Origin of the sequence: Citrobacter telavivensis, from assembly GCA_009363175.1 — a bacterium.
GTDB classification, from domain to species: Bacteria; Pseudomonadota; Gammaproteobacteria; order Enterobacterales; family Enterobacteriaceae; genus Citrobacter_A; species Citrobacter_A telavivensis.
In genome coordinates, this window is record CP045205.1 from 4,060,527 (window position 1) to 4,083,134 (window position 22,608).

Annotated in this window: 23 protein-coding genes, 5 tRNA genes and 1 other RNA gene; 8 read left to right on the forward strand and 21 right to left on the reverse strand. The window is 54.2% G+C overall.

The annotated features are described in order from the left end of the window. Positions 1–240: 240 nt before the first annotated feature. The 6 genes from modF to gpmA all read left to right on the forward strand — a co-directional run bounded on the left by modF (position 241) and on the right by gpmA (position 7,150). On the forward strand, positions 241–1,713 hold the full coding sequence (gene modF, locus GBC03_21820) for a molybdate ABC transporter ATP-binding protein ModF (protein QFS72658.1): 1,473 nt from the start codon (positions 241–243) through the stop codon (positions 1,711–1,713). Positions 1,714–1,919: 206 nt separating this feature from the next. After that, entirely contained in the window at positions 1,920–2,936 is a 1,017-nt protein-coding gene (gene galE, locus GBC03_21825; protein ID QFS72659.1) for a UDP-glucose 4-epimerase GalE, read from the forward strand. A 9-nt stretch (positions 2,937–2,945) separates the two neighbouring features. Continuing rightward, on the forward strand, positions 2,946–3,992 hold the full coding sequence (galT, locus tag GBC03_21830) for a galactose-1-phosphate uridylyltransferase (GenBank protein QFS72660.1): 1,047 nt from the start codon (positions 2,946–2,948) through the stop codon (positions 3,990–3,992). Between the two features lie 2 nt (positions 3,993–3,994). Continuing rightward, entirely contained in the window at positions 3,995–5,143 is a 1,149-nt protein-coding gene (galK, locus tag GBC03_21835; GenBank protein ID QFS72661.1) for a galactokinase, read from the forward strand. Further along, positions 5,137–6,177: a galactose-1-epimerase gene (gene galM, locus GBC03_21840; protein QFS72662.1), complete on the forward strand. Its 1,041-nt coding sequence runs from the start codon at positions 5,137–5,139 to the stop codon at positions 6,175–6,177. Before galK ends, galM begins: the two co-directional genes overlap by 7 nt. A gap of 220 nt (positions 6,178–6,397) precedes the next feature. Next, positions 6,398–7,150 (forward strand): 2,3-diphosphoglycerate-dependent phosphoglycerate mutase, encoded by a 753-nt coding sequence (gpmA, locus tag GBC03_21845; protein QFS72663.1) that lies wholly within the window; start codon positions 6,398–6,400, stop codon positions 7,148–7,150. 41 nt (positions 7,151–7,191) lie between these two features. Here gpmA and GBC03_21850 read toward each other — a convergent pair whose 3' ends face one another. From GBC03_21850 to aroG, 3 genes are all read right to left on the reverse strand, one after another. Continuing rightward, on the reverse strand, positions 7,192–7,956 hold the full coding sequence (locus GBC03_21850) for an ATP-binding cassette domain-containing protein (GenBank protein ID QFS72664.1): 765 nt from the start codon (positions 7,954–7,956) through the stop codon (positions 7,192–7,194). Then, positions 7,953–9,020, reverse strand: a complete 1,068-nt coding sequence (locus tag GBC03_21855) for an iron chelate uptake ABC transporter family permease subunit (protein QFS72665.1) — start codon at positions 9,018–9,020, stop codon at positions 7,953–7,955. The genes GBC03_21850 and GBC03_21855 overlap by 4 nt, the downstream gene beginning before the upstream one ends. A gap of 146 nt (positions 9,021–9,166) precedes the next feature. Continuing rightward, positions 9,167–10,219 (reverse strand): 3-deoxy-7-phosphoheptulonate synthase AroG, encoded by a 1,053-nt coding sequence (gene aroG, locus GBC03_21860; GenBank protein QFS72666.1) that lies wholly within the window; start codon positions 10,217–10,219, stop codon positions 9,167–9,169. 317 nt (positions 10,220–10,536) lie between these two features. Here aroG and GBC03_21865 point away from each other — a divergent pair, with 317 nt between their 5' ends. Both GBC03_21865 and zitB read left to right on the forward strand, forming a co-directional pair. Further along, positions 10,537–10,911 carry a hypothetical protein gene (locus GBC03_21865; GenBank protein ID QFS72667.1) on the forward strand — a complete coding sequence of 125 codons (375 nt, stop codon included), beginning with the start codon at positions 10,537–10,539 and terminating at the stop codon, positions 10,909–10,911. A 274-nt stretch (positions 10,912–11,185) separates the two neighbouring features. Then, positions 11,186–12,127, forward strand: a complete 942-nt coding sequence (zitB, locus tag GBC03_21870) for a CDF family zinc transporter ZitB (GenBank protein ID QFS72668.1) — start codon at positions 11,186–11,188, stop codon at positions 12,125–12,127. Here the strand turns inward: zitB and pnuC are convergent. From pnuC to GBC03_21960, 18 genes are all read right to left on the reverse strand, one after another. Then, entirely contained in the window at positions 12,124–12,843 is a 720-nt protein-coding gene (gene pnuC / locus GBC03_21875) for a nicotinamide riboside transporter PnuC (protein QFS72669.1), read from the reverse strand. The two genes, zitB and pnuC, sit on opposite strands and share 4 nt — an antisense overlap. Before the next feature lie 25 nt (positions 12,844–12,868). Then, complete coding sequence (gene nadA / locus GBC03_21880) at positions 12,869–13,912, reverse strand: quinolinate synthase NadA (GenBank protein ID QFS74098.1); 1,044 nt, start codon at positions 13,910–13,912, stop codon at positions 12,869–12,871. 300 nt (positions 13,913–14,212) lie between these two features. After that, a non-coding RNA gene (locus GBC03_21885) (RtT sRNA) lies at positions 14,213–14,348 on the reverse strand. 22 nt (positions 14,349–14,370) lie between these two features. Further along, positions 14,371–14,446 (reverse strand) — tRNA-Lys (locus GBC03_21890). 46 nt (positions 14,447–14,492) lie between these two features. Further along, positions 14,493–14,568, reverse strand: a tRNA-Lys gene (locus GBC03_21895). A 157-nt stretch (positions 14,569–14,725) separates the two neighbouring features. Further along, positions 14,726–14,801 (reverse strand) — tRNA-Lys (locus GBC03_21900). A gap of 3 nt (positions 14,802–14,804) precedes the next feature. Next, a tRNA-Val gene (locus tag GBC03_21905) sits at positions 14,805–14,880 on the reverse strand. A 136-nt stretch (positions 14,881–15,016) separates the two neighbouring features. Beyond that, a tRNA-Lys gene (locus tag GBC03_21910) sits at positions 15,017–15,092 on the reverse strand. A gap of 164 nt (positions 15,093–15,256) precedes the next feature. Next, positions 15,257–16,051 carry a cell division protein CpoB gene (gene cpoB / locus GBC03_21915; GenBank protein QFS72670.1) on the reverse strand — a complete coding sequence of 265 codons (795 nt, stop codon included), beginning with the start codon at positions 16,049–16,051 and terminating at the stop codon, positions 15,257–15,259. Positions 16,052–16,060: 9 nt separating this feature from the next. Then, complete coding sequence (gene pal, locus GBC03_21920) at positions 16,061–16,579, reverse strand: peptidoglycan-associated lipoprotein Pal (GenBank protein QFS72671.1); 519 nt, start codon at positions 16,577–16,579, stop codon at positions 16,061–16,063. A 34-nt stretch (positions 16,580–16,613) separates the two neighbouring features. Then, positions 16,614–17,906 (reverse strand): Tol-Pal system protein TolB, encoded by a 1,293-nt coding sequence (gene tolB, locus GBC03_21925; GenBank protein QFS74099.1) that lies wholly within the window; start codon positions 17,904–17,906, stop codon positions 16,614–16,616. 131 nt (positions 17,907–18,037) lie between these two features. Next, positions 18,038–19,240 carry a cell envelope integrity protein TolA gene (tolA, locus tag GBC03_21930; protein QFS72672.1) on the reverse strand — a complete coding sequence of 401 codons (1,203 nt, stop codon included), beginning with the start codon at positions 19,238–19,240 and terminating at the stop codon, positions 18,038–18,040. A 62-nt stretch (positions 19,241–19,302) separates the two neighbouring features. Further along, positions 19,303–19,731: a colicin uptake protein TolR gene (tolR, locus tag GBC03_21935; protein QFS72673.1), complete on the reverse strand. Its 429-nt coding sequence runs from the start codon at positions 19,729–19,731 to the stop codon at positions 19,303–19,305. A gap of 3 nt (positions 19,732–19,734) precedes the next feature. Then, positions 19,735–20,427: a Tol-Pal system protein TolQ gene (gene tolQ / locus GBC03_21940; GenBank protein QFS72674.1), complete on the reverse strand. Its 693-nt coding sequence runs from the start codon at positions 20,425–20,427 to the stop codon at positions 19,735–19,737. After that, complete coding sequence (gene ybgC, locus GBC03_21945; protein ID QFS72675.1) at positions 20,424–20,828, reverse strand: tol-pal system-associated acyl-CoA thioesterase; 405 nt, start codon at positions 20,826–20,828, stop codon at positions 20,424–20,426. Before ybgC ends, tolQ begins: the two co-directional genes overlap by 4 nt. Positions 20,829–21,035: 207 nt before the next feature. Further along, positions 21,036–21,329: a cyd operon protein YbgE gene (gene ybgE / locus GBC03_21950; GenBank protein ID QFS72676.1), complete on the reverse strand. Its 294-nt coding sequence runs from the start codon at positions 21,327–21,329 to the stop codon at positions 21,036–21,038. Continuing rightward, positions 21,329–21,442 (reverse strand): cytochrome bd-I oxidase subunit CydX, encoded by a 114-nt coding sequence (gene cydX / locus GBC03_21955; protein ID QFS72677.1) that lies wholly within the window; start codon positions 21,440–21,442, stop codon positions 21,329–21,331. The genes ybgE and cydX overlap by 1 nt, the downstream gene beginning before the upstream one ends. Before the next feature lie 15 nt (positions 21,443–21,457). Next, on the reverse strand, positions 21,458–22,597 hold the full coding sequence (locus tag GBC03_21960) for a cytochrome d ubiquinol oxidase subunit II (GenBank protein ID QFS72678.1): 1,140 nt from the start codon (positions 22,595–22,597) through the stop codon (positions 21,458–21,460). Between the last annotated feature and the right edge of the window lie 11 nt (positions 22,598–22,608).

Sequence of the window (22,608 nt, forward strand, 5' to 3'; positions counted from 1 at the left end):
CCATCATTAATCGCCATGACATCTCTACTGGCTGCGAAAAAATACTGGATAACGCGTCGCCCTTTTTTGCAGTGGTTCACAAAATAGCGATAGTTCTGTCGCCGTAACCGCCACATGGCACAGATACCTACATCGATTTTAAAGCGCCGTTTTTTTACCCGCAGTCGCGCTAATCACATTGACATTCCTTCCCGGAACACGTATCCCTGTCATTCATTGCTGCAAAAAATGGGATACAAAATGTCATCGTTGCATATTTCGCAAGGCACGTTTCGTCTTAGCGATACAAAAACGCTTCGCCTGGATTCCGTGACATTAAACGCGGGTGAGAGTTGGGCGTTTGTCGGCTCGAACGGAAGCGGGAAATCGGCGCTGGCGCGCGCGCTGGCCGGCGAGTTACCGCAGCTCAAAGGCGAACGCCAGTGCGCATTCTTGCGAATGACCCGTCTTTCATTTGAGCAACTGCAGAAACTGGTCAGCGATGAATGGCAACGCAATAACACCGATATGCTCAGCCCCGGCGAAGAGGATACCGGACGCACCACGGCTGAGATCGTTCAGGACGAGGTGAAAGACCCGGACCGCTGTGCGACGCTGGCGCGGCAGTTTGGTATCACTCATCTGCTCGATCGCCGCTTTAAATACCTCTCTACCGGCGAAACGCGCAAAACATTACTCTGTCAGGCGCTAATGTCTGAGCCTGATTTGTTGATTCTCGATGAGCCATTTGACGGCCTGGATGTCGCCTCCCGCCAGCAGTTAGCAGCACTGCTTGAAACGCTGCACCAGTCCGGCATCACGCTGGTGCTGGTGCTGAACCGCTTTGATGAAATTCCGGCGTTCGTTCAGTATGCCGGCGTGCTGGTTGACTGCACCTTAACGGAAATCGGATCGAAAACGGACTTACTCCAGCAGGCGCTGATCGCCCAACTTGCCCATAGCGAGCGACTGGAAGGGGTGGCGCTGCCTGAAGCAGACGAGCCTGCTGCCCACCCCGCCCTGTCTGCCGAGACGCCGCGGATCATCCTCAAGAATGGCGTCGTGTCGTACAACGATCGTCCTATTCTCGATCGCCTGAGCTGGCAGGTAGATCCCGGTGAGCACTGGCAGATTGTCGGCCCCAACGGCGCCGGAAAATCCACGTTGCTCAGCCTGATAACCGGTGACCACCCACAGGGATACAGTAACGATTTGACGCTGTTTGGCCGTCGTCGTGGCAGCGGTGAAACCATCTGGGATATCAAAAAACACATTGGCTATGTCAGTAGTAGCCTGCATCTCGACTACCGGGTGAGCACCACGGTGCGCAATGTGATTTTGTCAGGATATTTCGACTCTATTGGGATCTATCAGGCCGTGTCAGACCGTCAGCAGAAACTCGCGCAACAGTGGCTGGATATTCTGGGACTCGATAAACGTACCGCCGACGCGCCGTTTCATAGCCTCTCCTGGGGACAACAGCGACTGGCACTGATCGCCCGGGCGCTGGTTAAGCACCCGACCCTGCTGATTCTGGACGAACCTTTACAGGGGCTGGACCCGCTGAACCGCCAGCTCATCCGTCGTTTTGTCGACGTATTGATTAGCGAGGGCGACACGCAGCTACTGTTTGTTTCCCATCACGCTGAAGATGCACCGGCCTGCATTACCCACCGTCTGGAATTTGTGCCAGAGGGCGAGACCTATACCTATCAGCAAACGCCGTTGCGTTAGTTTTCATCCGTGGGCGCGAAAGCGCCCTTTTTTTTCGGATAAAAGGCGCAATCATTCTTAAAGCTTATGATTTATAATCGAATAATTGATGGCTCAGCGAGAGAATTCGCGAGTGTAAACGATTCCACTATTTTATTCCATGTCACACTTTTCGCATCTTTGTTATGCTATGGTAATTCCATACCATAAGCTTAACGGAGCGAATTATGAGAGTTCTGGTCACCGGTGGTAGCGGTTACATAGGAAGTCATACTTGTGTGCAGTTACTGAAAAACGGTCATGACGTCATCATCCTTGATAACCTCTGTAACAGTAAGCGCAGCGTACTGCCTGTTATTGAACGTCTGAGCGGCAAACATCCGACGTTTATCGAAGGCGATATCCGCAACGAAGCGCTGATAACCGAAATCCTGCACGATCACGCGATTGACACCGTCATCCATTTTGCCGGGCTGAAGGCCGTCGGCGAATCTGTCGCAAAGCCGTTGGAATACTATGACAACAACGTCAACGGAACGCTGCGACTGATTAGCGCCATGCGCGCCGCCGGTGTCAAAAACGTCATTTTCAGCTCGTCGGCAACCGTCTACGGCGACCAGCCGAAAATCCCTTACGTCGAAAGCTTCCCGACCGGTACGCCGCAAAGCCCTTATGGCAAAAGCAAATTGATGGTCGAGCAGATCCTCACCGATCTGCAAAAAGCGCAGCCGGAATGGAGCATCGCGCTGCTGCGCTATTTCAACCCGGTTGGCGCACATCCATCAGGTGACATGGGCGAAGACCCGCAGGGTATCCCGAATAACCTGATGCCGTACATCGCGCAGGTGGCGGTGGGCCGTCGCGACTCCCTGGCCATTTTTGGCAACGACTACCCGACCGAAGACGGCACTGGCGTACGCGATTACATCCACGTGATGGATCTCGCTGACGGTCACGTTGCCGCGATGGAAAAACTGGCGGACAAACAGGGCGTCCATATATACAACCTCGGCGCGGGGGTCGGCAGCAGCGTGCTTGACGTGGTCAACGCCTTCAGCAAAGCCTGCGGTAAACCGGTTAACTATCACTTTGCTCCGCGCCGTGATGGCGATCTGCCTGCCTATTGGGCGGATGCCAGCAAAGCCGACCGCGAACTGGACTGGCGCGTGACGCGCACGCTTGATGAGATGGCACAGGATACCTGGCACTGGCAGTCGCGTCATCCGCAGGGATACGAGGATTAAGAAACCATCATGAGTCAATTCAACCCCGTCGATCATCCGCATCGCCGCTTTAATCTCCTCACCGGACAGTGGATTCTGGTCTCGCCGCATCGTGCTAAACGCCCCTGGCAGGGGGCGCAAGAAACGCCCTCAAACGACGCGCTGCCGGCACACGATCCGGACTGCTTCCTGTGTGCAGGCAATACCCGCGTCACTGGCGATAAGAACCCGGATTACCGCGGGACGTTCGTCTTCACCAACGACTTCGCGGCGCTGATGACCGACACGCCTGACGCGCCGGACAGTCACGATCCGCTGATGCGCTGCCAGAGCGCACGCGGCACCAGTCGCGTTATTTGCTTTTCGCCGGATCACAGCAAAACCCTGCCGGAGCTTAGCGTTCCCGCCCTGACAGAAATTGTGAAAACCTGGCAAGAGCAAACCGCAGATCTCGGGAAACACTATCCCTGGGTGCAGGTTTTTGAAAACAAAGGTGCGGCGATGGGGTGCTCTAATCCCCACCCCCACGGACAGATTTGGGCCAACAGTTTCCTGCCAAACGAAGCCGAACGCGAAGATCGTCTGCAAAAAGCCTGGTTAGCTGAGCAGGGGTCACCGATGCTGGTCGACTACGTACAGCGCGAACTGGCTGACGGCAGCCGTACGGTTGTGGAAACCGATCACTGGCTGGCGGTGGTGCCTTACTGGGCGGCCTGGCCGTTCGAAACGCTATTGCTGCCGAAAGCGCATGTACTACGCATCACCGATTTGACCGACGAACAGCGCGCAGACCTGGCGCTGGCGTTGAAAAAACTGACCAGTCGTTATGACAATCTCTTCCAGTGCTCTTTCCCGTATTCGATGGGCTGGCACGGCGCGCCGTTTAACGGTGAAGAGAATGACCACTGGCAATTGCACGCGCACTTTTATCCGCCGTTACTGCGCTCCGCGACCGTCCGTAAATTTATGGTCGGTTACGAAATGCTGGCAGAGACCCAGCGCGATCTCACAGCGGAACAAGCGGCAGAACGTCTGCGCGCGGTCAGCGACATCCATTTTCGCGAATCCGGAGTATAAAAATGAGTCTGAAAGAGAAAACACAATCTCTGTTTGCAGAAATTTTCGGCTACCCTGCGACCCACACCATTCAGGCACCAGGCCGCGTCAACCTTATCGGTGAGCATACCGATTATAACGACGGCTTTGTGCTACCCTGCGCCATTGACTATCAAACCGTCATCAGTTGCACTGCCCGCAACGACCGCCTGATCCGCGTCATTGCTGCCGATTACGATAATCAGACTGACGAGTTCTCCCTTGATGCCCCCATCGTGACTCACGACAGCCAGCAATGGTCAAACTATGTGCGCGGCGTGGTGAAACACCTGTTAAAACGTGACAGCAGCTTTGGCGGCGCGGACCTGGTCATCAGCGGTAATGTTCCGCAGGGCGCGGGCCTGAGCTCTTCCGCCTCGCTGGAAGTGGCGGTCGGTACTGTGTTCCAGCAGCTCTATCATCTGCCGCTGGACGGCGCACAGATTGCGCTTAACGGTCAGGAAGCGGAAAACCAGTTTGTCGGTTGTAACTGCGGAATTATGGATCAGCTCATCTCCGCGCTGGGTAAGAAAGATCATGCCCTGCTGATCGACTGCCGGACGCTGGGCACCAAAGCGGTCTCGATGCCAGAAGGCGTGGCGATTGTGATCATCAATAGCAACTTTAAGCGCACGCTGGTCGGCAGCGAGTACAACACACGCCGCCAACAGTGCGAAACGGGCGCACGTTTCTTCCAGCAACCGGCATTGCGCGATGTCAGCCTCGAGGCTTTTAACGCCGTGGCGAATGAACTGGACCCACTGGTTGCCAAACGCGTCCGTCACGTGTTAACTGAGAATGCGCGGACGGTAGAAGCTGCCAGCGCGCTGGAAAAAGGCGATCTGCACCGCATGGGGCAACTGATGGCGGAATCGCACGCATCAATGCGTGATGATTTCGAAATCACCGTGCCGCAGATTGATACGCTGGTTGACATCGTCAAAGCCACGATTGGCGACAAAGGCGGCGTGCGCATGACCGGCGGCGGGTTTGGCGGCTGCATCGTCGCACTGATGCCGGAAGCGCTGGTCCCAGCGGTCCAGCAGGCCGTCGCCGAACAGTACGAAGCCAAAACCGGTATCAAAGAAACTTTCTATGTGTGCAAACCATCACAAGGAGCAGGACAGTGCTGAATGAAACACCTGCACTGGCACCCGATGGTCAGCCGTACCGCCTGTTAACCCTGCGCAATAGCGCAGGGATGGTGGTCACGCTGATGGACTGGGGTGCTACATTACTCTCGGCCCGCATTCCCCTTTCCGACGGCTGTGTGCGTGAGGCGCTGCTGGGCTGTGCCAGTCCGGAGCATTATCAGGAGCAAGCGGCGTTTCTGGGTGCCTCAATTGGTCGTTACGCCAACCGTATCGCCGACAGTCGCTACGTCCTCAACGGGGAAACGGTGACCCTGCAACCAAGCCAGGGCGTTAACCAGTTGCACGGTGGGCCGGACGGATTTGATAAACGCCGCTGGCAAATCGTTAACCATAACGAGCGTCAGGTTCTGTTTGCCATAAGCTCAGACGATGGCGATCAGGGGTTTCCGGGCAACCTTTGCGCCACGGTGCAGTATCGTCTGACCGATGACAACCGCATTTCCATTACCTATCGCGCGACGGTGGACAAGCCGTGTCCGGTGAATCTGACCAACCACGTCTACTTCAACCTCGACGGCGATCAGACCGACGTGCGCAACCACAAGTTGCAGCTTCTGGCGGATGAGTATCTGCCGGTTGATGAAGGCGGGATCCCACGCGATGGTCTGAAACCGGTCGCCGGAACCTCATTTGATTTCCGCACCGCGAAAGTTATCGCCAGTGAGTTTCTTGCCGATGACGACCAGCGCAAAGTGAAGGGTTACGATCACGCCTTCCTGTTGCAGGCACAAGGCGACAGTAAAAAGCCGGTTGCCCTGCTCTCTTCTGAGGACGGGAAGTTGCAGATGGAAGTCTACACTTCGGCCCCGGCGCTGCAATTTTACTCCGGTAACTTTCTCGGCGGCACCTCTTCACGCGGACCGAACGCCTACGGCGATTATCAGGGTCTGGCGCTGGAGAGTGAATTCCTGCCGGACAGCCCGAACCATCCGGAATGGCCACAGCCAGACTGCGTTCTGCGCCCCGGCGAAGAGTACACCAGCCTGACGGAATATCGCTTTATTCCTGTTTGACGTAACATGTAACATGCCCGATGGCGCAAGCTTATCGGGCCTACAGAATCTGTTTTGCTCAAATCCCCACCACTCAAAGACAAAATCGCAACTCAGAGTTCACAAGAACCTTACACTGCTGCACTATTTTCGCTATGGTTATGCGTAAGCATTGCCGCTGACCTGTTACGGCAATATAATGAGAATTATTATCATTCGATAAAGCTTGAGGAGTGAGAGTATGGCTGTAACTAAGCTGGTTCTGGTACGCCACGGCGAAAGCCAGTGGAACAATGAAAACCGCTTCACCGGTTGGTACGACGTTGACCTGTCCGAGAAAGGCGTGGGCGAAGCGAAAGCGGCAGGCAAACTGCTGAAAGCTGAAGGCTATAGCTTCGATTTTGCTTATACCTCCGTGCTGAAACGTGCCATCCACACGCTGTGGAACGTACTGGATGAACTGGATCAGGCCTGGTTGCCGGTGGAGAAATCCTGGAAGCTGAACGAACGTCACTACGGTGCGTTGCAGGGTCTGAATAAAGCGGAAACCGCTGAAAAGTACGGTGACGAGCAGGTTAAACAGTGGCGTCGTGGTTTCGCGGTGACCCCGCCGGAACTGACCAAAGATGACGAGCGCTATCCGGGCCACGATCCGCGTTATGCCAAACTGACCGAAAAAGAGCTGCCGCTGACCGAAAGCCTGGCACTCACTATCGATCGCGTTATCCCTTACTGGAATGACACCATTCTGCCACGCATGAAGAGCGGCGAGCGCGTAATCATCGCGGCGCACGGTAACTCCCTGCGCGCGCTGGTAAAATACCTCGATAACCTGAGCGAAGAAGAAATCCTCGAATTGAACATCCCAACCGGCGTACCGCTGGTGTATGAATTCGACGAAAACTTCAAGCCGCTCAAGCGCTACTATCTGGGTAATGCTGACGAGATCGCCGCAAAAGCCGCTGCCGTCGCCAACCAGGGTAAAGCGAAGTAATCTGAATGGCCCGGTGGCGAATGCTGACCGGGTCATTTTTCTTAAACTCCAGTCACCCCATCCAGCACCACCTGCGCCCTGCCCTGCGAGCAGCGCTCCACGCGAGCCTGTACGTTATACACTTCCGCCAGACTTTCCGTGGTGATGACCTTTTCCGGCTCGCCGCTGGCGACCCGCTTTCCGGCTTTCAGCATCAGCACATGTTCACAATGGCGTAGCGCAATATTGATGTCATGTACTACCACCACCGTGACCATATTACGTAGCCGGGTTTCACGGCGAACGAGATCCATCACATGAAACTGGTAGTTCAGATCCAACGCGCTCAAAGGTTCATCGAGCAACAACAGCTCTGGACGGCGGATCAGCGATTGCGCCAGCCCCACAAGCTGCCGTTGCCCTCCCGAAAGCTGATCAAGATAGTGCAATGCCAGATGGGCAATCCCCAGTTGTTCGAGAATCGCCAGCACCTGTTCATCATCGCGTTTACCCAGCGCCCGCTGCGCGACATGGATCGACTCCAGAACATGCAAATGTACCCCTTGCGGCAGTGACTGGGGCAAAAACACGACGTTGGCGGCCCGCTCAGCCAGCGACAGCGCCGACAGGTTTTTTCCCCCAAGCATCATCTCACCCTGCGCTTTACTCAATCCGGCCAGCGCGCGTAACAAGGTGGACTTCCCGCAGCCGTTCGGCCCCAGCAGCGCGGTAATTTTACCGCGCGGCAGTTCGTCGACATGAAGATCGTCAATCACCGGTCGTTTTGGGTAGCCCGCAGTGACGCCCCGCAGGATCAAGCCACTCATGACATGCTCCCCCGGTGGCGCAAAATAATGCTCAGAAAGAACGGGACGCCCACCAGCGAGGTGACAATGCCCACCGGAATGATGATACCGGGAAGGATGTTCTTCGAGGCGACAGAGGCCAGAGAGAGCACCAGCCCGCCCGTCAGGATGCTGCCAGGCAGATAGAAGCGGTGATCTTCACCAAACAGCAGACGTGAGATGTGCGGTGCCACCAGGCCGATGAAGCCAATCGGGCCGACGAAGGCCACTGAGAGTGCGGACAGCAGGCTGATGCGCAACAGCGACGACAGACGTAAGCGGCGTACGTCGATGCCAAAACTCATCGCCCGATCCTCCCCCAGTCGCAGCGCGGTCAGTTGCCAGGCGCTGCGCATTGACCACGCGCCGACGCAGATAAACGCCAACGCCAGTACGGCCAGCTTTTCCCACGACGCCCGTGCCAGACTGCCCATTGTCCAGAACACCAGCCCCTGTAACGTATCCTCATCGGCCACAAACTGCATCATCGACACCAGCGCATTAAAGGTAAACACCAGTGCAATACCAAACAGCACCACGCCAGAGGTCGCCACGCGGGTCCAGCGGGTTATGCCGTCGAGCAACAGTGCAGAGAGCAACGCAAAAATGAAGGCATTTGCTGGAATGAACCACGCGTCAGGAATACCAGGAATGCCGATCCCCAGCACAATCGCCAGCGCCGCGCCAAATGCCGCTGCCGAAGAGACGCCCAACGTGAACGGACTCGCCAGCGGATTATTGAGGATGGTCTGCATCTCAGCCCCGGCCAGCCCCAGTGCCATGCCCACCAATAGCGCCATGAGGGTGTAAGGCAGGCGGATTTCCCAGACGATAACCCGGGTGCCGCCGCTGGCGCTCATTGGATGAATCAGCGTTTGCCAGAGCTCGCCGATTGGCAAACCTGACGGGCCAAGCGTGAAATCCAGCAACAGCGAGCCGACAATCGCCAGTACGCTCATCAGCACCAACAGCACACGCGTGCGGATGATCCTGCGATATTGCGCATTAATGGCATCATCAATGGGTGTCTGAGAAAGAAGAGACATAGCGGGTAACGGGAGTTGGCGAATGAAGGCCGAATTATAGCGCACTTGCCACACGCTATATAAGAAATTATATCTCGATAGATTGTTAGACGACGAAGAGACAAAAAAGCCGACTCCTGGAGTCGGCTTTTCAGGTTTAGGACGTTTTATCCGCGACGCGCTTTTACCGCATCCGCGAGTTGGCGCAGGATAGTGTCGGTATCTTCCCAGTTAATACAGGCATCGGTAATGCTTTTCCCGTACACCAGCGGTTCACCACTGTCCGGATTCTGATTACCTTCAACCAAATGGCTTTCAATCATCACGCCCATAATGGCTGTCTCACCGTTGGCGATTTGCTGACACACATCGGCCCCGACTTCCATCTGCTTTTTAAACTGCTTACAGGAGTTGGCATGGCTGAAATCAATCATGATTTGCGCAGGCAGACCCGCTTTCGCCAGACCTTCTTTCACCACCGCTACGTGTGCAGCGCTGTAGTTCGGCTCTTTGCCGCCGCGCAGAATGATATGGCAGTCGCCGTTACCGCTGGTGTTCACAATGGCGGAGTGACCCCATTTGGTGACCGAGAGGAAGCAGTGTGGCGCACCGGCAGCGTTAATGGCATCAATCGCCACTTTGATGGTGCCATCGGTACCGTTCTTGAAGCCAACCGGACAGGAGAGACCCGACGCCAGCTCACGGTGAACCTGAGATTCTGTGGTACGCGCGCCAATCGCGCCCCAGCTCATCATGTCCGCCAGATATTGCGGGGTAATCATATCGAGGAATTCACCAGCCGTCGGCAGGCCGCTGTCATTGATATCCAGCAGCAGCTTACGCGCAATACGCAGACCGTCATTAATCTGGAAGCTGTTATCCATGTGTGGATCGTTAATCAGCCCTTTCCAGCCAACGGTCGTACGCGGTTTCTCAAAGTAGACACGCATGACGATTTCCAGCTCGCCTTTCAGTGCTTCGCGCAGCGCCAGCAGGCGACCCGCGTACTCTTTCGCCGCGACGGGATCATGAATTGAGCACGGCCCAATCACCACCAGCAGGCGATCGTCATTCCCTTTCAAAATTTTGTGAATGGCTTTACGCGCATGGGCAACCGTGTTGGCGGCATTTTCTGTAGCGGGGAATTTTTCCAGCAGTGCGACAGGGGGTAATAACTCGTTGATCTCTTTAATACGTAAATCGTCGTTCTGATAATTCATGATTATTCCAGCGTTGCCATACTTATCTAAATGAATGCAATCCCTCCAATCTATATCCTCAGTCTAAAAGTGTAAACGGGCTTTTACACTTCGGACGGATTAATCCTGGAATTTAGCTGAAAAACGCCAGAAAGTAGCGGGAAACGAGATCTAACCTACAATTTTTAACTACAACCACTCTGTTTGTGAATTTTTTCAAGATTCTCTACTGAGCTATTGTGCTCATCTGGGATCTTCAACCATTGCCTGACCCTTTGACTGGCATATGCACTGTTGGAAGACGTTATCCGACATCTCAACCAAAACAGGAGCATCTTATGAAAATGACAAAATTGGCTTCACTTTTTTTGACCGCCACGCTCAGCCTCGCCAGCAGCGCTGCACTGGCCGCCGAATCCAACACCCAGAGCAATAATGGCCAGGCGAACGCCGCCGCCGACGCCGGCCAGGTTGCCCCGGATGCAAAAGAAAACGTCGCCCCGAATAATGTCGATAACGACAACATCAACTCTGGCGGCACGATGCTGCATCCAAATGGCTCATCCATGAATCAGGAGGGAATGACCCAGGATGAAGTACACAAAAACACAATGTGTAAGGACGGGCGCTGCCCGGACATGAACAAAAAAGTGGAAACCGGTGATGGTATGAACAACGATGTTGATAGCAAAACCGATGGTACCACCCAGTAAAACTGAAAACCGGACTAATAATGGGAGAGCGCTGGCTCTCCTCTGATTGCAGACAAAGAAGGAAAAAGCGTGGTTTTTTCCTTCTTTATGGTTATCAGCCGAAAATCAATAAATTGATTTTTCCGTTTTTTAATTAGGCGATCTCTGCTTGTCCGGTATCGGCATGAGGTTGGTCAACACTTTCGGGAGAGCCCTGGCTCTCCTTTTTATTTTATTCGTCCAGAAACGGTATGATGTCATACAGTTAAGATAAGAATAACCAAGGGATGACATTATGGCGCACTCACACTCTCATTCTGCCCCGCACCTGCCCGAGGATGGCAACGCCCGCCGACTGCTGCTCGCATTTTGCATCACGGCGGGCTTTATGTTGCTGGAGGTAGTGGGAGGAATTTTATCCGGATCGCTGGCGCTACTCGCCGATGCCGGACATATGCTGACCGATGCCGCCGCGCTGTTGTTTGCACTACTGGCCGTCCAGTTTGCCCGCCGACCACCAACTATCCGCCACACCTTCGGCTGGCTGAGGCTGACAACGCTGGCCGCCTTCGTCAACGCGATTGCGCTGGTGGTCATTACGATTTTAATCGTCTGGGAGGCGATTGAGCGCTTCTACACGCCGCGTCCGGTGGCAGGCGGTATGATGATGATCATCGCCGTCGCTGGCTTGCTGGCAAACATCTTTGCCTTCTGGATCCTGCATCGTGGCAGCGAAGAAAAGAACCTCAACGTACGCGCTGCGGCACTGCATGTGATGGGCGATTTACTGGGGTCGGTCGGGGCTATCATCGCGGCGGTAATTATTATCTGGACCGGCTGGACGCCCGCTGACCCGATTCTGTCAATACTGGTCTCGCTGCTGGTTCTGCGGAGCGCGTGGCGCTTATTGAAAGATAGCGTGAATGAGTTACTGGAAGGTGCCCCGGTTTCGCTGGATATCGCTGCCCTGCAACGCCACCTCAGCCGGGAGCTTCCCGAAGTGCGTAATGTCCATCACGTGCACGTGTGGATGGTGGGTGAAAAACCGGTCATGACCCTGCATGTACAGGTGATTCCGCCGCACGATCATGACGGGCTACTGGAACGCATCCAGCACTTTCTGATTCATCATTACCAGATTGAACACGCCACCATTCAGATGGAATATCAGCCCTGTCACGGACCGGACTGCGATCTGAATCAGAAGGCATCCGGTCATTCACATCATCACCACTAATGGGACAGCGCGTGCGAGCCTCGTTCGCGTGCGCTGTTAATCCACATCCTGCTGCCGTTGAGCGCAATGAAGGTCAGGATCAAGTACTCCAGCGACATCGCATAAACCCCCTGCAGGGCAAAGATCACGACGCTAATCACATTGATAACCACCCACAACAGCCAGTTCTCGACGTATTTGCGAGTCATCAGGATCATCGCCACAATCGATAGCACCATCATACAGGAATCCCAGAACGGGAAGGCATCTGGCTGCAATTCCGGGACGGCGACCTGCAAGCCCAGCATCTGCATGAGCGTCACCGCAATGCGGGTCAAAAAGGCAAAAACCGGGTCGATATAAACCGTCATCAAACCGATCGCCACCACGCAAACCGCCAGCCAGCCCAGCGCCTTAGGCAGGGGCAGCCAGCGAATTTTGAGTTCCGCCTCGTTCTGCGTGGTCTGCCGCGACCAGGCGTACCAGCCGTAAATGTTGGCAGCGAAGAAGAAAAGTTGCAGCAGTAGGCTGGCGTAGAGTTGGATCTGAAAAAAGATGATCGCAAACAGCGTGACGTTAATCAGGCCGAAAGCGTAGTTGCTGATCTTCTCCATGCTGGCAAGGCCAATACACAGCAAACCGGCGATGGTGCCCACCGCTTCGATCCATGACAGATCGTACCCCCCTGCGCCGATTGGAATATGTACCAGAATGTTCTGCGTGCTAAAAAAGTCCATCTTTTCCCCCAGAGCGTTTGATTATCTACGCACGTAGTGTAGCCGCAAATTTCAGCATGCGGTTTAACGGCACGAGTGCGCCTTCTCGCAGCGCCTCATCAACGTGTATCTCATGGGTCTTCCCACCCTGCTCCAGGCCTTCAGCGATCGCTCTGAGGCCGTTCATCGCCATCCACGGACAGTGCGCACAGCTGCGGCAGGTGGCCCCTTCACCGGCAGTGGGGGCTTCCAGCAACTCTTTGCCCGGTACCGCCTGCTGCATTTTGTAGAAAATACCCCGATCGGTGGCGACAATAAGTTGCTGATGCGGCAGGGTTTTAGCTGCATTAATGAGCTGACTGGTCGAACCGACGGCATCGGCCATGTCCACTATCGACTGTGGTGATTCCGGATGAACCAGGATCGCGGCATCCGGGTATAGCCCTTTCATGCGGCTCAGCGCCTGCGTTTTGAACTCATCATGGACGATGCATGCTCCCTGCCAGCAGAGGACATCCGCCCCCGTCTGCTTCTGGACATATTTCCCGAGATGGCGATCCGGTGCCCAGATGATTTTTTCACCCAAACTATCCAGATGCTCAATCAGTTCAACCGCAATGCTGGACGTCACCACCCAGTCGGCGCGGGCCTTAACCGCCGCGGAGGTATTCGCGTAGACCACGACAGTGCGATCCGGATGGGCATCGCAGAACGCGCTGAACGCGTCAATCGGACAGCCGAGATCTAACGAGCATTCCGCCTCAAGGGTTGGCATTAAAATGGTTTTTTCCGGGCTGAGGATTTTGGCCGTCTCGCCCATAAAGCGAACCCCTGCGACAAGCAGCGTGGAGGCGGGATGATTCGCGCCAAAGCGGGCCATCTCCAGTGAATCAGAGATACAACCGCCGGTCTCTTCAGCCAGTTGCTGGATTTCAGGGTCGGTGTAATAGTGCGCAACCATCACTGCATCACGCTCCTTCAGCAGGCGCTTGATCTTTTCGCGGTAGAACGCCTTTTCATCGGCGCTCAGCGGTACCGGCTTCGGGGGAAACGGATAGATTGCGGCTTCAGGGTCAAACATCACGCTCATCATGCTTTCTCGTTTTACTGGCTTAACGAAACAACCGACTTAAGGCGCGATGCATGCCATGTTCGGTCATATTTGTTTTATATGCTAAACAAGATAGCGGATTGAGCGGCAAAAGTCACAACAATTGCGCTTGCTAACGCCGGATGGCGACTGACGTCTTATCCGGCCTGCAAGGGCGTAGCCATTGACCAGATCAATCATTGTAGGCCTGATAAGCGAAGCGCCATCAGGCATGACACAGGTTCGAATCATTAAATTCTGCGCATAGCAAAAAGGCGCCGCCAGCGCCCTCTTTTACACTGGTGGGTCGTGCAGGATGACTCGCTTCGCTCGCCCTTCGGGGCCGTCGCCGCCAGCGGCTCCGTTGTTTCGCTACGCTCAACACCGAACCTGCTGCAGGTTCGAATCATCAAATTCTGCGCATAGCAAAAAGGCGCCTTTAGGGCGCCTTTTTACACTGGTGGGTCGTGCAGGATTCGAACCTGCGACCAATTGATTAAAAGTCAACTGCTCTACCAACTGAGCTAACGACCCATATGGGGTTTACTGCTTTATTCTTTTCAGGAACCCACTTTGATATTGGTGGGGCGTGCAGGATTCGAACCTGCGACCAATTGATTAAAAGTCAACTGCTCTACCAACTGAGCTAACGCCCCATTCGGGTGTTACCTGAAAGATTTTTACTCGGCACCAATTCGATATTTAATATTAAATTGGTGGGTCGTGCAGGATGACTCGGCTTCGCCTCGCCCTTCGGGCCGTTGCTGACGCAACGTTATCCTTCACGTTCAACATCTGAGTACGATGTTAAATTGGTGGGTCGTGCAGGATTCGAACCTGCGACCAATTGATTAAAAGTCAACTGCTCTACCAACTGAGCTAACGACCCGAGTGGTGGGTGATGACGGGATCGAACCGCCGACCCCCTCCTTGTAAGGGAGGTGCTCTCCCAGCTGAGCTAATCACCCGATACAACGCTGGATACTACTGACTAACTTTACTAGTGATGGTCATGCAGGATGACTCGGCTTCGCCTCGCCCTACGGGCCGTTGCTGACGCAACGTTATCCTTCACGTTTAACTATCGCTTTCCACCGTAACGATTGGTGGGTCGTGCAGGATTCGAACCTGCGACCAATTGATTAAAAGTCAACTGCTCTACCAACTGAGCTAACGACCCACTTTTGCGTTGTTTTCAGGATGTTTGATATCCCGTGGCAACGGCGGCATATATTACTGATTTCAGAATTGAGCGCAACAAAAATTTCGATGCAGATCACTCAACTGCTTAGGAATCGCACGACACGACCAGAAATAATTCGATTTCTGGTCGCATGCTGTGCATTACATCGCACCAAGACGTTTCTGCGCTTGTTTCGCGCCTTCGGTGCCTGGGTATTTGCTGATAACCTGCTGATATACCGCTTTTGCTTTCGCACTGTCACCTTTGTCCTGCATGATCACGCCGACTTTATACATCGCGTCTGCAGCCTTAGGTGACTTCGGGTAGTTCTTCACCACCGAAGCAAAATAAAACGCGGCATCATCTTTTTTACCCTTGTTGTAATTCAACTGACCGAGCCAATAGTTGGCATTCGGCTGATAGGTCGAATCAGGGTACTTTTTGATGAAGTTCTGGAATGCCACAATCGCATCATCCTGGCGGGATTTGTCCTGTACCAGGGCAATTGCTGCATTGTAATCGGTATTCGCGTCACCGCTTTGTACAGGCGCTCCCGACGTCGCAGCACCCGCATCAGGCGCAGGTGTCGCTGCCCCCGCGGCTGCTCCGCTCTGATCGCCGCTTGCAGGCTGCGCGGCAGCGCCACCGCTGCTCAAACTGTCCATCTGCAGCAGGATCTGCTTCTGACGCTCAACGACCTGATTCAGTTGATACTGACTTTCCTGAATTTGACCACGCAGGGAGTCGATATCGGCCTGATTATCAGAGAGTTGCTGCTGGAGTTGGGTTAAAAGCTGGCTGTGAGCGTTAGAAATACGCTCGAGTTGAGTGACACGGTCTTCGACCGAGCCTGAGCCGACACTACTGATTGGCGCCTGAGCAAAAGCGGCCCAGGGGGCCGCTATGCCAACCAGTAACGACAGACTCAACAGATGATGTCTGAAGTTACTGCTCATGCAATTCTCTTAGTAAACCAGTACGGCACGACGGTTTTTGGAGTAAGCCGCTTCGTCGTGACCCAGTACTGCAGGTTTTTCTTTACCGTAAGAAACGATGGAGATCTGGTCAGCAGAAACGCCTTTACCCTGCAGGTACATCTTAACAGCGTTCGCACGACGTTCACCCAGGGAGATGTTGTACTCAGGAGTACCACGTTCGTCCGCGTGACCTTCTACGGTGACTTTGTAAGACGGGTTGCTACGCAGGAAGTTAGCGTGTGCATCCAGCATTGCAGCGAAGTCAGAACGGATATCGTACTTGTCCAGATCGAAGTAAACGATGTTGTTCTGCTGCAGTTGTTGCATCTGCAGACGCGCTTGCTCTTCGGAGGACATGTTGCCGCTGCCGTTTGCATCCATACCAGTGCCGGCACCCAGCATGCCTTCGCTGCCGTCATTGCTGGCGTTCTTGTTAGAAGAACATGCCGCAATAGCCATAACAGGCAGAGCAATCATCAGCCCTTTCAGCACTTTGTTCAGTTGCATTTCAATGATTCCTTTATTAATCAATTATTTATTATCACAGATACGGCGACCAGGCAGGGAATTTAACCTGTCCATCAGTTGCCGGAAGACGCGCTTTGAAACGCCCATCTGTAGAAACCAAATTCAGCACGGATCCCATCCCCTGAGAAGAGCTGTAGATTACCATAGTGCCGTTAGGTGCCAGACTTGGCGTTTCGTCCAGGAACGTTGACGACAGAACTTGTACGCCACCCGCTACCAGATCTTGTTTGGCAATGTGTTGTTGCCCACTATTTGAGCTTACCATTACCATAAATTTGCCGTCGCTGCTGACATCAGCATCCTGGTTTTGTGAACCTTCCCAGGTAATACGCTGCGGAGCACCGCCGTTAACATTAACTTTATACACTTGCGGACGACCCGCCTGATCCGACGTAAAGGCCAGGTTCTGGCTGTCCGGGAACCAGGTCGGCTCCGTATTGTTGCTGCGACCATCCGTCACCTGACGGATCTGACCAGAGCCGATATCCATCACATACAGGTTCAGGCTCCCGGTTTTAGACAGGGCAAATGCCAGTTTGCTGCCATCCGGAGAAAACGCCGGCGCACCGTTGTGACGCGGGAATGATGCAACCTGACGCACCGCCCCGTTAGACAGCGTCTGGATAACCAGCGCAGAACGGCCACTTTCGAAGGTGACATACGCCAGTTTTGAACCGTCCGGAGACCAGGCCGGAGACATCAACGGCTGCGGTGAACGGTGAACCACAAACTGGTTGTAGCCATCATAGTCAGACACGCGCAGTTCATACGGGAACTGGCCGCCGTTAGTCTGGACAACATACGCGATACGGGTACGGAATGCGCCTTTAATGCCGGTCAGTTTCTCAAACACTTCGTCACTGGCAGTATGGCCGGCATAACGCAGCCACTGCTTGTTCACTTTGTAGGAGTTCTGAGCCAATACCGTACCTGGTGCGCCACCGGTATCAACCAGTTGATACGCGACATTGTAGGAACCGTCCGGGTTCGGCGTCACCTGACCGACCACAACCGCATCAATCCCCAGTGCAGACCAGGCAGCAGGTTGTACTTCCTGCGCAGTCCCTGGTTGCTGTGGCAAACGAGACCGGTCTAACGGATTGAATTTACCGCTGTTGCGCAGGTCTGCGCCAACGATACCACCAATATCTTCAGGTGCAGCACCCGGCCCTGCCCACTGGAATGGCACAACGCCAATCGGGCGCGCCGAGTCCACCCCCTGGGTTATCTCGATACGAACTTCTGCGTGCAGCACCGCTGCCCACAGCATTAGAAAACCAAATGCTACTCGTAATGCCTGCTTCATCATATCTCCCTTATCCAGGCGATCAGCCCACGATAATTTAGCAGAATGTTAACAAACTCAAATACACAAAACTACCAGAACCCAGCGACTACCGCAGATTGTTTTCCCCGCCATGACGGGGAAAGTTTAGCTTACGGTTTAAAGTCCAGAGGTGCGTTTTTAAACACTTCATATACCGCCTGGCTCGGTGGTTTTGGAATCTTCGCTTGTCGGGCTGCAGCAAGCGCTGCCTGACAAAGCGCGGGATCGCCACCTTCAGACTGGATATCGAGCAGCATACCGTCAGAAGCCAGTTTTATCCGCAGCGTACAGGTTTTACCTGCATAAGACGATGCGTCGTAGAACTTGCTCTCAATGGCTGATTTAATCTGCCCGGCATAGTTGCTGATATCTGCGCCTGATGCGCCATTATTTTTAGTATTACCACTCCCCGCAGGAGAAGCGTTGTTCCCTTTTGCTCCACCGCCGGTTTTCGGCGCATTCTTACCGGAGCTGAGATCGCCAAGCAGATCGTCAACGCCAGATGCCGCAGCCGCTTTTTCCGCCGCTGCCTTTTTGGCCGCTGCGGCTTTTTCTGCTGCTGCTTTCTTATCGGCAGCGGCTTTCTCGGCTGCAGCTTTTTTATCAGCGGCAGCCTTTTCCGCAGCCGCTTTTTTCTCAGCGGCGGCTTTTTCGGCTGCTGCTGCTTTCTTCGCAGCGTCCGCCTGAGCCTGCTTAGCGGCCTCTGCCTCGGCTTTCTTCTTCGCGTCAGCGGCAGCCTTAGCCGCTTCTGCTTCCGCTTTCTTCTTCGCATCAGCAGCGGCTTTTGCTGCTTCTGCTTCGGCTTTCTTCTGTGCATCCGCCGCCGCTTTCTTGGCGGCTTCGGCAGCTTCTTTCACCTGCGCGTCAGCTTTCGCTTTGGCATCCGCTGCGGCTTTCTGCGCCGCTTCTTCTGCCTGTTTCTGCTGTTCCTGCGCTTTCTTCGCGTCAGCTTCAGCCTGCTTCTGCTGTTCCTGAGCCGCTAAACGTTCTTTCTCAATCTGCTTAAGCCGTTCCTGTTCGGCAGCCTGCTTCTCACGAAGCTCTTCCGCCTGCTGCTGCTCCAGTTTTTCACGTTGCTCTTTGGCACGCTGCGCACTTGACTGTTGCTGCTGCTGACGTTCGTACTGCTGAACCACGGCGCCAGGATCAACCATCACGGCATCGATGGAGGAACCACCGCCGCCGCCGGCTGAAGCCTCTATATGCTCATCGAACGAACTCCAGATCAGGACTGCAAATAGAATGACATGCAGTACCGCTGAAATAATTATCGCCCGTTTGAGCTTGTCGTTTTGTTCGGTTGCCTTTGACACTCTCGGTTCCCAAAAACTGTTCGCCTGTTACACGCTCTCTTTCAAACCAGAGACGCAAATGATCAGATAGGCTGCGTCATTAAGCCAACCGACTTCACACCCGCACTGTGCAACAAGTTCAGCGCTTTAATTATTTCATCGTAAGGCACGTCTTTCGCGCCTCCGATCAAGAAGACCGTTTTCGGATTGGACTCCAGGCGGCTTTTCGCTTCGGCGATCACCTGTTCCGGCGGCAGTTGATCCATACGATCTTTCTCAACCACCACGCTGTACTGCCCCACTCCGGAAACTTCAATAATAACCGGCGGATTGTCGTTACTGCTCACAGCCTGCGACTCGGTCGCATCCGGCAGATCAACTTCCACGCTCTGCGTAATAATCGGCGCTGTCGCCATGAAGATCAGCAGAAGCACCAGCAGGACGTCGAGCAACGGTACGATGTTGATTTCGGACTTGAGTTCGCGACGACCTCGTCCACGCGATCTGGCCATGGTTTACCCCTTGTTACTCTCGGTGCTGGTAAACGCCTGACGGTGCAGAATCGCGGTGAACTCTTCCATAAAGTTGTCGTAATTCAGTTCCAGCTTGTTAACACGCTGATTCAGGCGGTTGTAAGCCATGACCGCCGGGATTGCGGCGAACAGACCGATAGCGGTCGCGATCAGTGCTTCTGCGATACCCGGTGCAACCATTTGCAATGTCGCCTGTTTTACCGCCCCGAGAGCGATAAACGCATGCATGATCCCCCACACGGTACCGAACAGACCGATATACGGGCTGATGGAACCCACGGTGCCGAGGAACGGAATATGCGTTTCCAGCGTTTCAAGTTCACGGTTCATTGAGATCCGCATCGCACGAGATGCACCTTCAACCACCGCTTCTGGCGCATGGTTGTTTGCCCGATGCAGTCGCGCAAACTCTTTGAACCCGCTATAGAAGATTTGTTCCGAACCCGACAGATTATCACGGCGTCCCTGGCTTTCCTGATACAGACGAGACAATTCGATACCGGACCAGAATTTGTCTTCAAACGCTTCGGCTTCACGCGCTGCAGCGTTAAGAATACGGGTCCGCTGGATAATAATGGCCCAGGATGCGATTGAAAAACCAATCAAAATCAACATGATAAGTTTAACCAGAAGGCTTGCCTTCAGGAACAAATCAAGGATATTCATGTCAGTCACTGCTTAAACTCCGCGACAATAGACTTGGGAAGCGCACGAGGCTTCATTTTGAGTGGGTCAACGCAAACAATCAGAACCTCAGCTTCATTGAGCACGGTGTTCTCTGCGTTGACAATGCGTTGCGTGAAAACCAAAGCGGTCCCACGCATTGACGTAATTTCTGTTTGGATTTCGAGCATATCGTCGAGTCGCGCAGGCGCATAATATTCCAGCGTCATTTTACGCACCACGAAAGCAACTCGCTCAGCCAACAGTACCTGCTGGCTGAAGTGATGATGACGCAGCATCTCTGTGCGTGCTCTTTCATAAAAAGCGACGTAACTGGCGTGATAAACCACACCACCGGCGTCGGTGTCTTCGTAGTAGACACGTACCGGCCATCGAAACAGCGTTGTATTCACTTTACATCCCGGTAATGCAATTAAGTTGTGGCCTGCCATTGTTCACGGATGGCGCTGAGCACAATGGCAGGCCACAACCTCAAGTTAGTGCTTTTAAACGTTGCTACTATACGCGCGCGATTGAGGCTTGGGAATGGGAAGAGGTTAAGGGAGAGTAAAAATTTATGGGCTTATGCAAGCCCATAGATCATTAAGGATGTTTCTTATTCAAAAGAAGAAGAAAATCAGACCGACAATAAGCACGATATCGGCGATAAGAGGCGAGAAAATCCCCTGCCAGTGTGTGGCACGAGGACGAAAACCCACGCCATGAATGATGCCCGCACAGACCGCCCACATCAGCAGCAGACCATGCCAGATCTCCAGCCCACTGGTTTTAGCCGCGAAGCGGGAGGGATCCCAAAACATACATCCTGCTAACACTAACGCCATCAGCAAAGAAAGCGCCCGTAACGGGCGCTTGTCCATCGCGTTATATTGCATCGCGATAAGGCTGGTCATCAGTGTTCTTCTTGACCGTCTTTGCTTGCCTCGACGTGCTCAAGGGCCAGCGCGGTGATGATCCCAAATGCACAGGCAAGAAGCGTTCCCAGAATCCAGGCGAAATACCACATAGTTTTGCTCCTTACTTAGTACAGAGAGTGGGTGTTGCTTTCAATATGTTCTTTGGTGATGCGGCCGAACATTTTCCAGTAACACCAGGTGGTGTAGATGAGAATGATCGGTACAAACACCGCAGCAACCCAGGTCATCACATTCAGCGTCAACTGACTGGAGGTCGCATCCCACATGGTCAGGCTCGCGTTCATCATGGTGCTTGAAGGCATCACGAACGGGAACATCGCGATACCGGCAGTCAGAATGATGCAGGCCAGCGTCAGAGAAGAGAACAGGAATGCCCATGCCCCTTTCTCCATACGGGAAGTCAGAATGGTCAGCAGCGGCAGCGCCACACCCAGTGCAGGAACCAGCCACAGGATCGGTGCATTGTTAAAGTTGACCATCCAGGCACCCGCTTCACGCGCGACTTCTTTGGTCAGCGGGTTAGATGCCGCATGATGATCAACCGCAGAGGTCACCACGTAACCGTCGATACCGTACATCACCCAGACACCCGCCAGCGCGAAGCAGACCAGAGTGACCAGCGCTGCAATCTGCGATGTCGCACGGGCACGCAGGTGCAGTTCACCCACGGTACGCATCTGCAGATAGGTCGCGCCCTGAGTAATGATCATTCCTACGCTCACTACGCCTGCCAGCAACCCAAACGGGTTCAGCAGTTGGAAGAAGTTACCGGTGTAGTAAAGACGCAGATACTCATCGATATGGAACGGTACGCCCTGCAACAGGTTGCCAAATGCCACGCCGATCACCAGCGGCGGCACAAAACTCCCCACGAAGATGCCCCAGTCCCACATGTTACGCCAGCGAGTGTCTTCAATCTTGGAGCGGTAATCAAAACCGACCGGACGGAAGAACAAGGACGCCAGCACGAGGATCATCGCCACATAGAATCCGGAGAACGCCGCGGCATAGACCATCGGCCAGGCAGCAAACAGCGCGCCGCCCGCGGTGATAAGCCACACCTGGTTTCCGTCCCAGTGCGGGGCGATGGAGTTAATCATAATTCGACGCTCGGTGTCGTTACGACCGAGGAAACGGGTGAGCATGCCCACCCCCATGTCGAAGCCATCGGTGACCGCAAAACCAATCAGCAGAATGCCAACCAGCAGCCACCAGATAAAACGTAGTACTTCATAATCGATCATTTGACGACTCC

What these genes read in the sequence shown, in the direction of transcription:
- modF (QFS72658.1), top strand. Translation starts at nt 241, where the DNA reads ATGTCATCGTTGCATATTTCGCAAGGCACGTTTCGTCTTAGCGATACA.
- galE (QFS72659.1), top strand. Translation starts at nt 1,920, where the DNA reads ATGAGAGTTCTGGTCACCGGTGGTAGCGGTTACATAGGAAGTCATACT.
- galT (QFS72660.1), top strand. Translation starts at nt 2,946, where the DNA reads ATGAGTCAATTCAACCCCGTCGATCATCCGCATCGCCGCTTTAATCTC.
- galK (QFS72661.1), top strand. Translation starts at nt 3,995, where the DNA reads ATGAGTCTGAAAGAGAAAACACAATCTCTGTTTGCAGAAATTTTCGGC.
- gpmA (QFS72663.1), top strand. Translation starts at nt 6,398, where the DNA reads ATGGCTGTAACTAAGCTGGTTCTGGTACGCCACGGCGAAAGCCAGTGG.
- GBC03_21850 (QFS72664.1), bottom strand. Translation starts at nt 7,956, where the DNA reads ATGAGTGGCTTGATCCTGCGGGGCGTCACTGCGGGCTACCCAAAACGA.
- GBC03_21855 (QFS72665.1), bottom strand. Translation starts at nt 9,020, where the DNA reads ATGTCTCTTCTTTCTCAGACACCCATTGATGATGCCATTAATGCGCAA.
- aroG (QFS72666.1), bottom strand. Translation starts at nt 10,219, where the DNA reads ATGAATTATCAGAACGACGATTTACGTATTAAAGAGATCAACGAGTTA.
- GBC03_21865 (QFS72667.1), top strand. Translation starts at nt 10,537, where the DNA reads ATGAAAATGACAAAATTGGCTTCACTTTTTTTGACCGCCACGCTCAGC.
- zitB (QFS72668.1), top strand. Translation starts at nt 11,186, where the DNA reads ATGGCGCACTCACACTCTCATTCTGCCCCGCACCTGCCCGAGGATGGC.
- pnuC (QFS72669.1), bottom strand. Translation starts at nt 12,843, where the DNA reads ATGGACTTTTTTAGCACGCAGAACATTCTGGTACATATTCCAATCGGC.
- nadA (QFS74098.1), bottom strand. Translation starts at nt 13,912, where the DNA reads ATGAGCGTGATGTTTGACCCTGAAGCCGCAATCTATCCGTTTCCCCCG.
- cpoB (QFS72670.1), bottom strand. Translation starts at nt 16,051, where the DNA reads ATGAGCAGTAACTTCAGACATCATCTGTTGAGTCTGTCGTTACTGGTT.
- pal (QFS72671.1), bottom strand. Translation starts at nt 16,579, where the DNA reads ATGCAACTGAACAAAGTGCTGAAAGGGCTGATGATTGCTCTGCCTGTT.
- tolB (QFS74099.1), bottom strand. Translation starts at nt 17,906, where the DNA reads ATGAAGCAGGCATTACGAGTAGCATTTGGTTTTCTAATGCTGTGGGCA.
- tolR (QFS72673.1), bottom strand. Translation starts at nt 19,731, where the DNA reads ATGGCCAGATCGCGTGGACGAGGTCGTCGCGAACTCAAGTCCGAAATC.
- ybgE (QFS72676.1), bottom strand. Translation starts at nt 21,329, where the DNA reads ATGACCAGCCTTATCGCGATGCAATATAACGCGATGGACAAGCGCCCG.
- cydX (QFS72677.1), bottom strand. Translation starts at nt 21,442, where the DNA reads ATGTGGTATTTCGCCTGGATTCTGGGAACGCTTCTTGCCTGTGCATTT.
- GBC03_21960 (QFS72678.1), bottom strand. Translation starts at nt 22,597, where the DNA reads ATGATCGATTATGAAGTACTACGTTTTATCTGGTGGCTGCTGGTTGGC.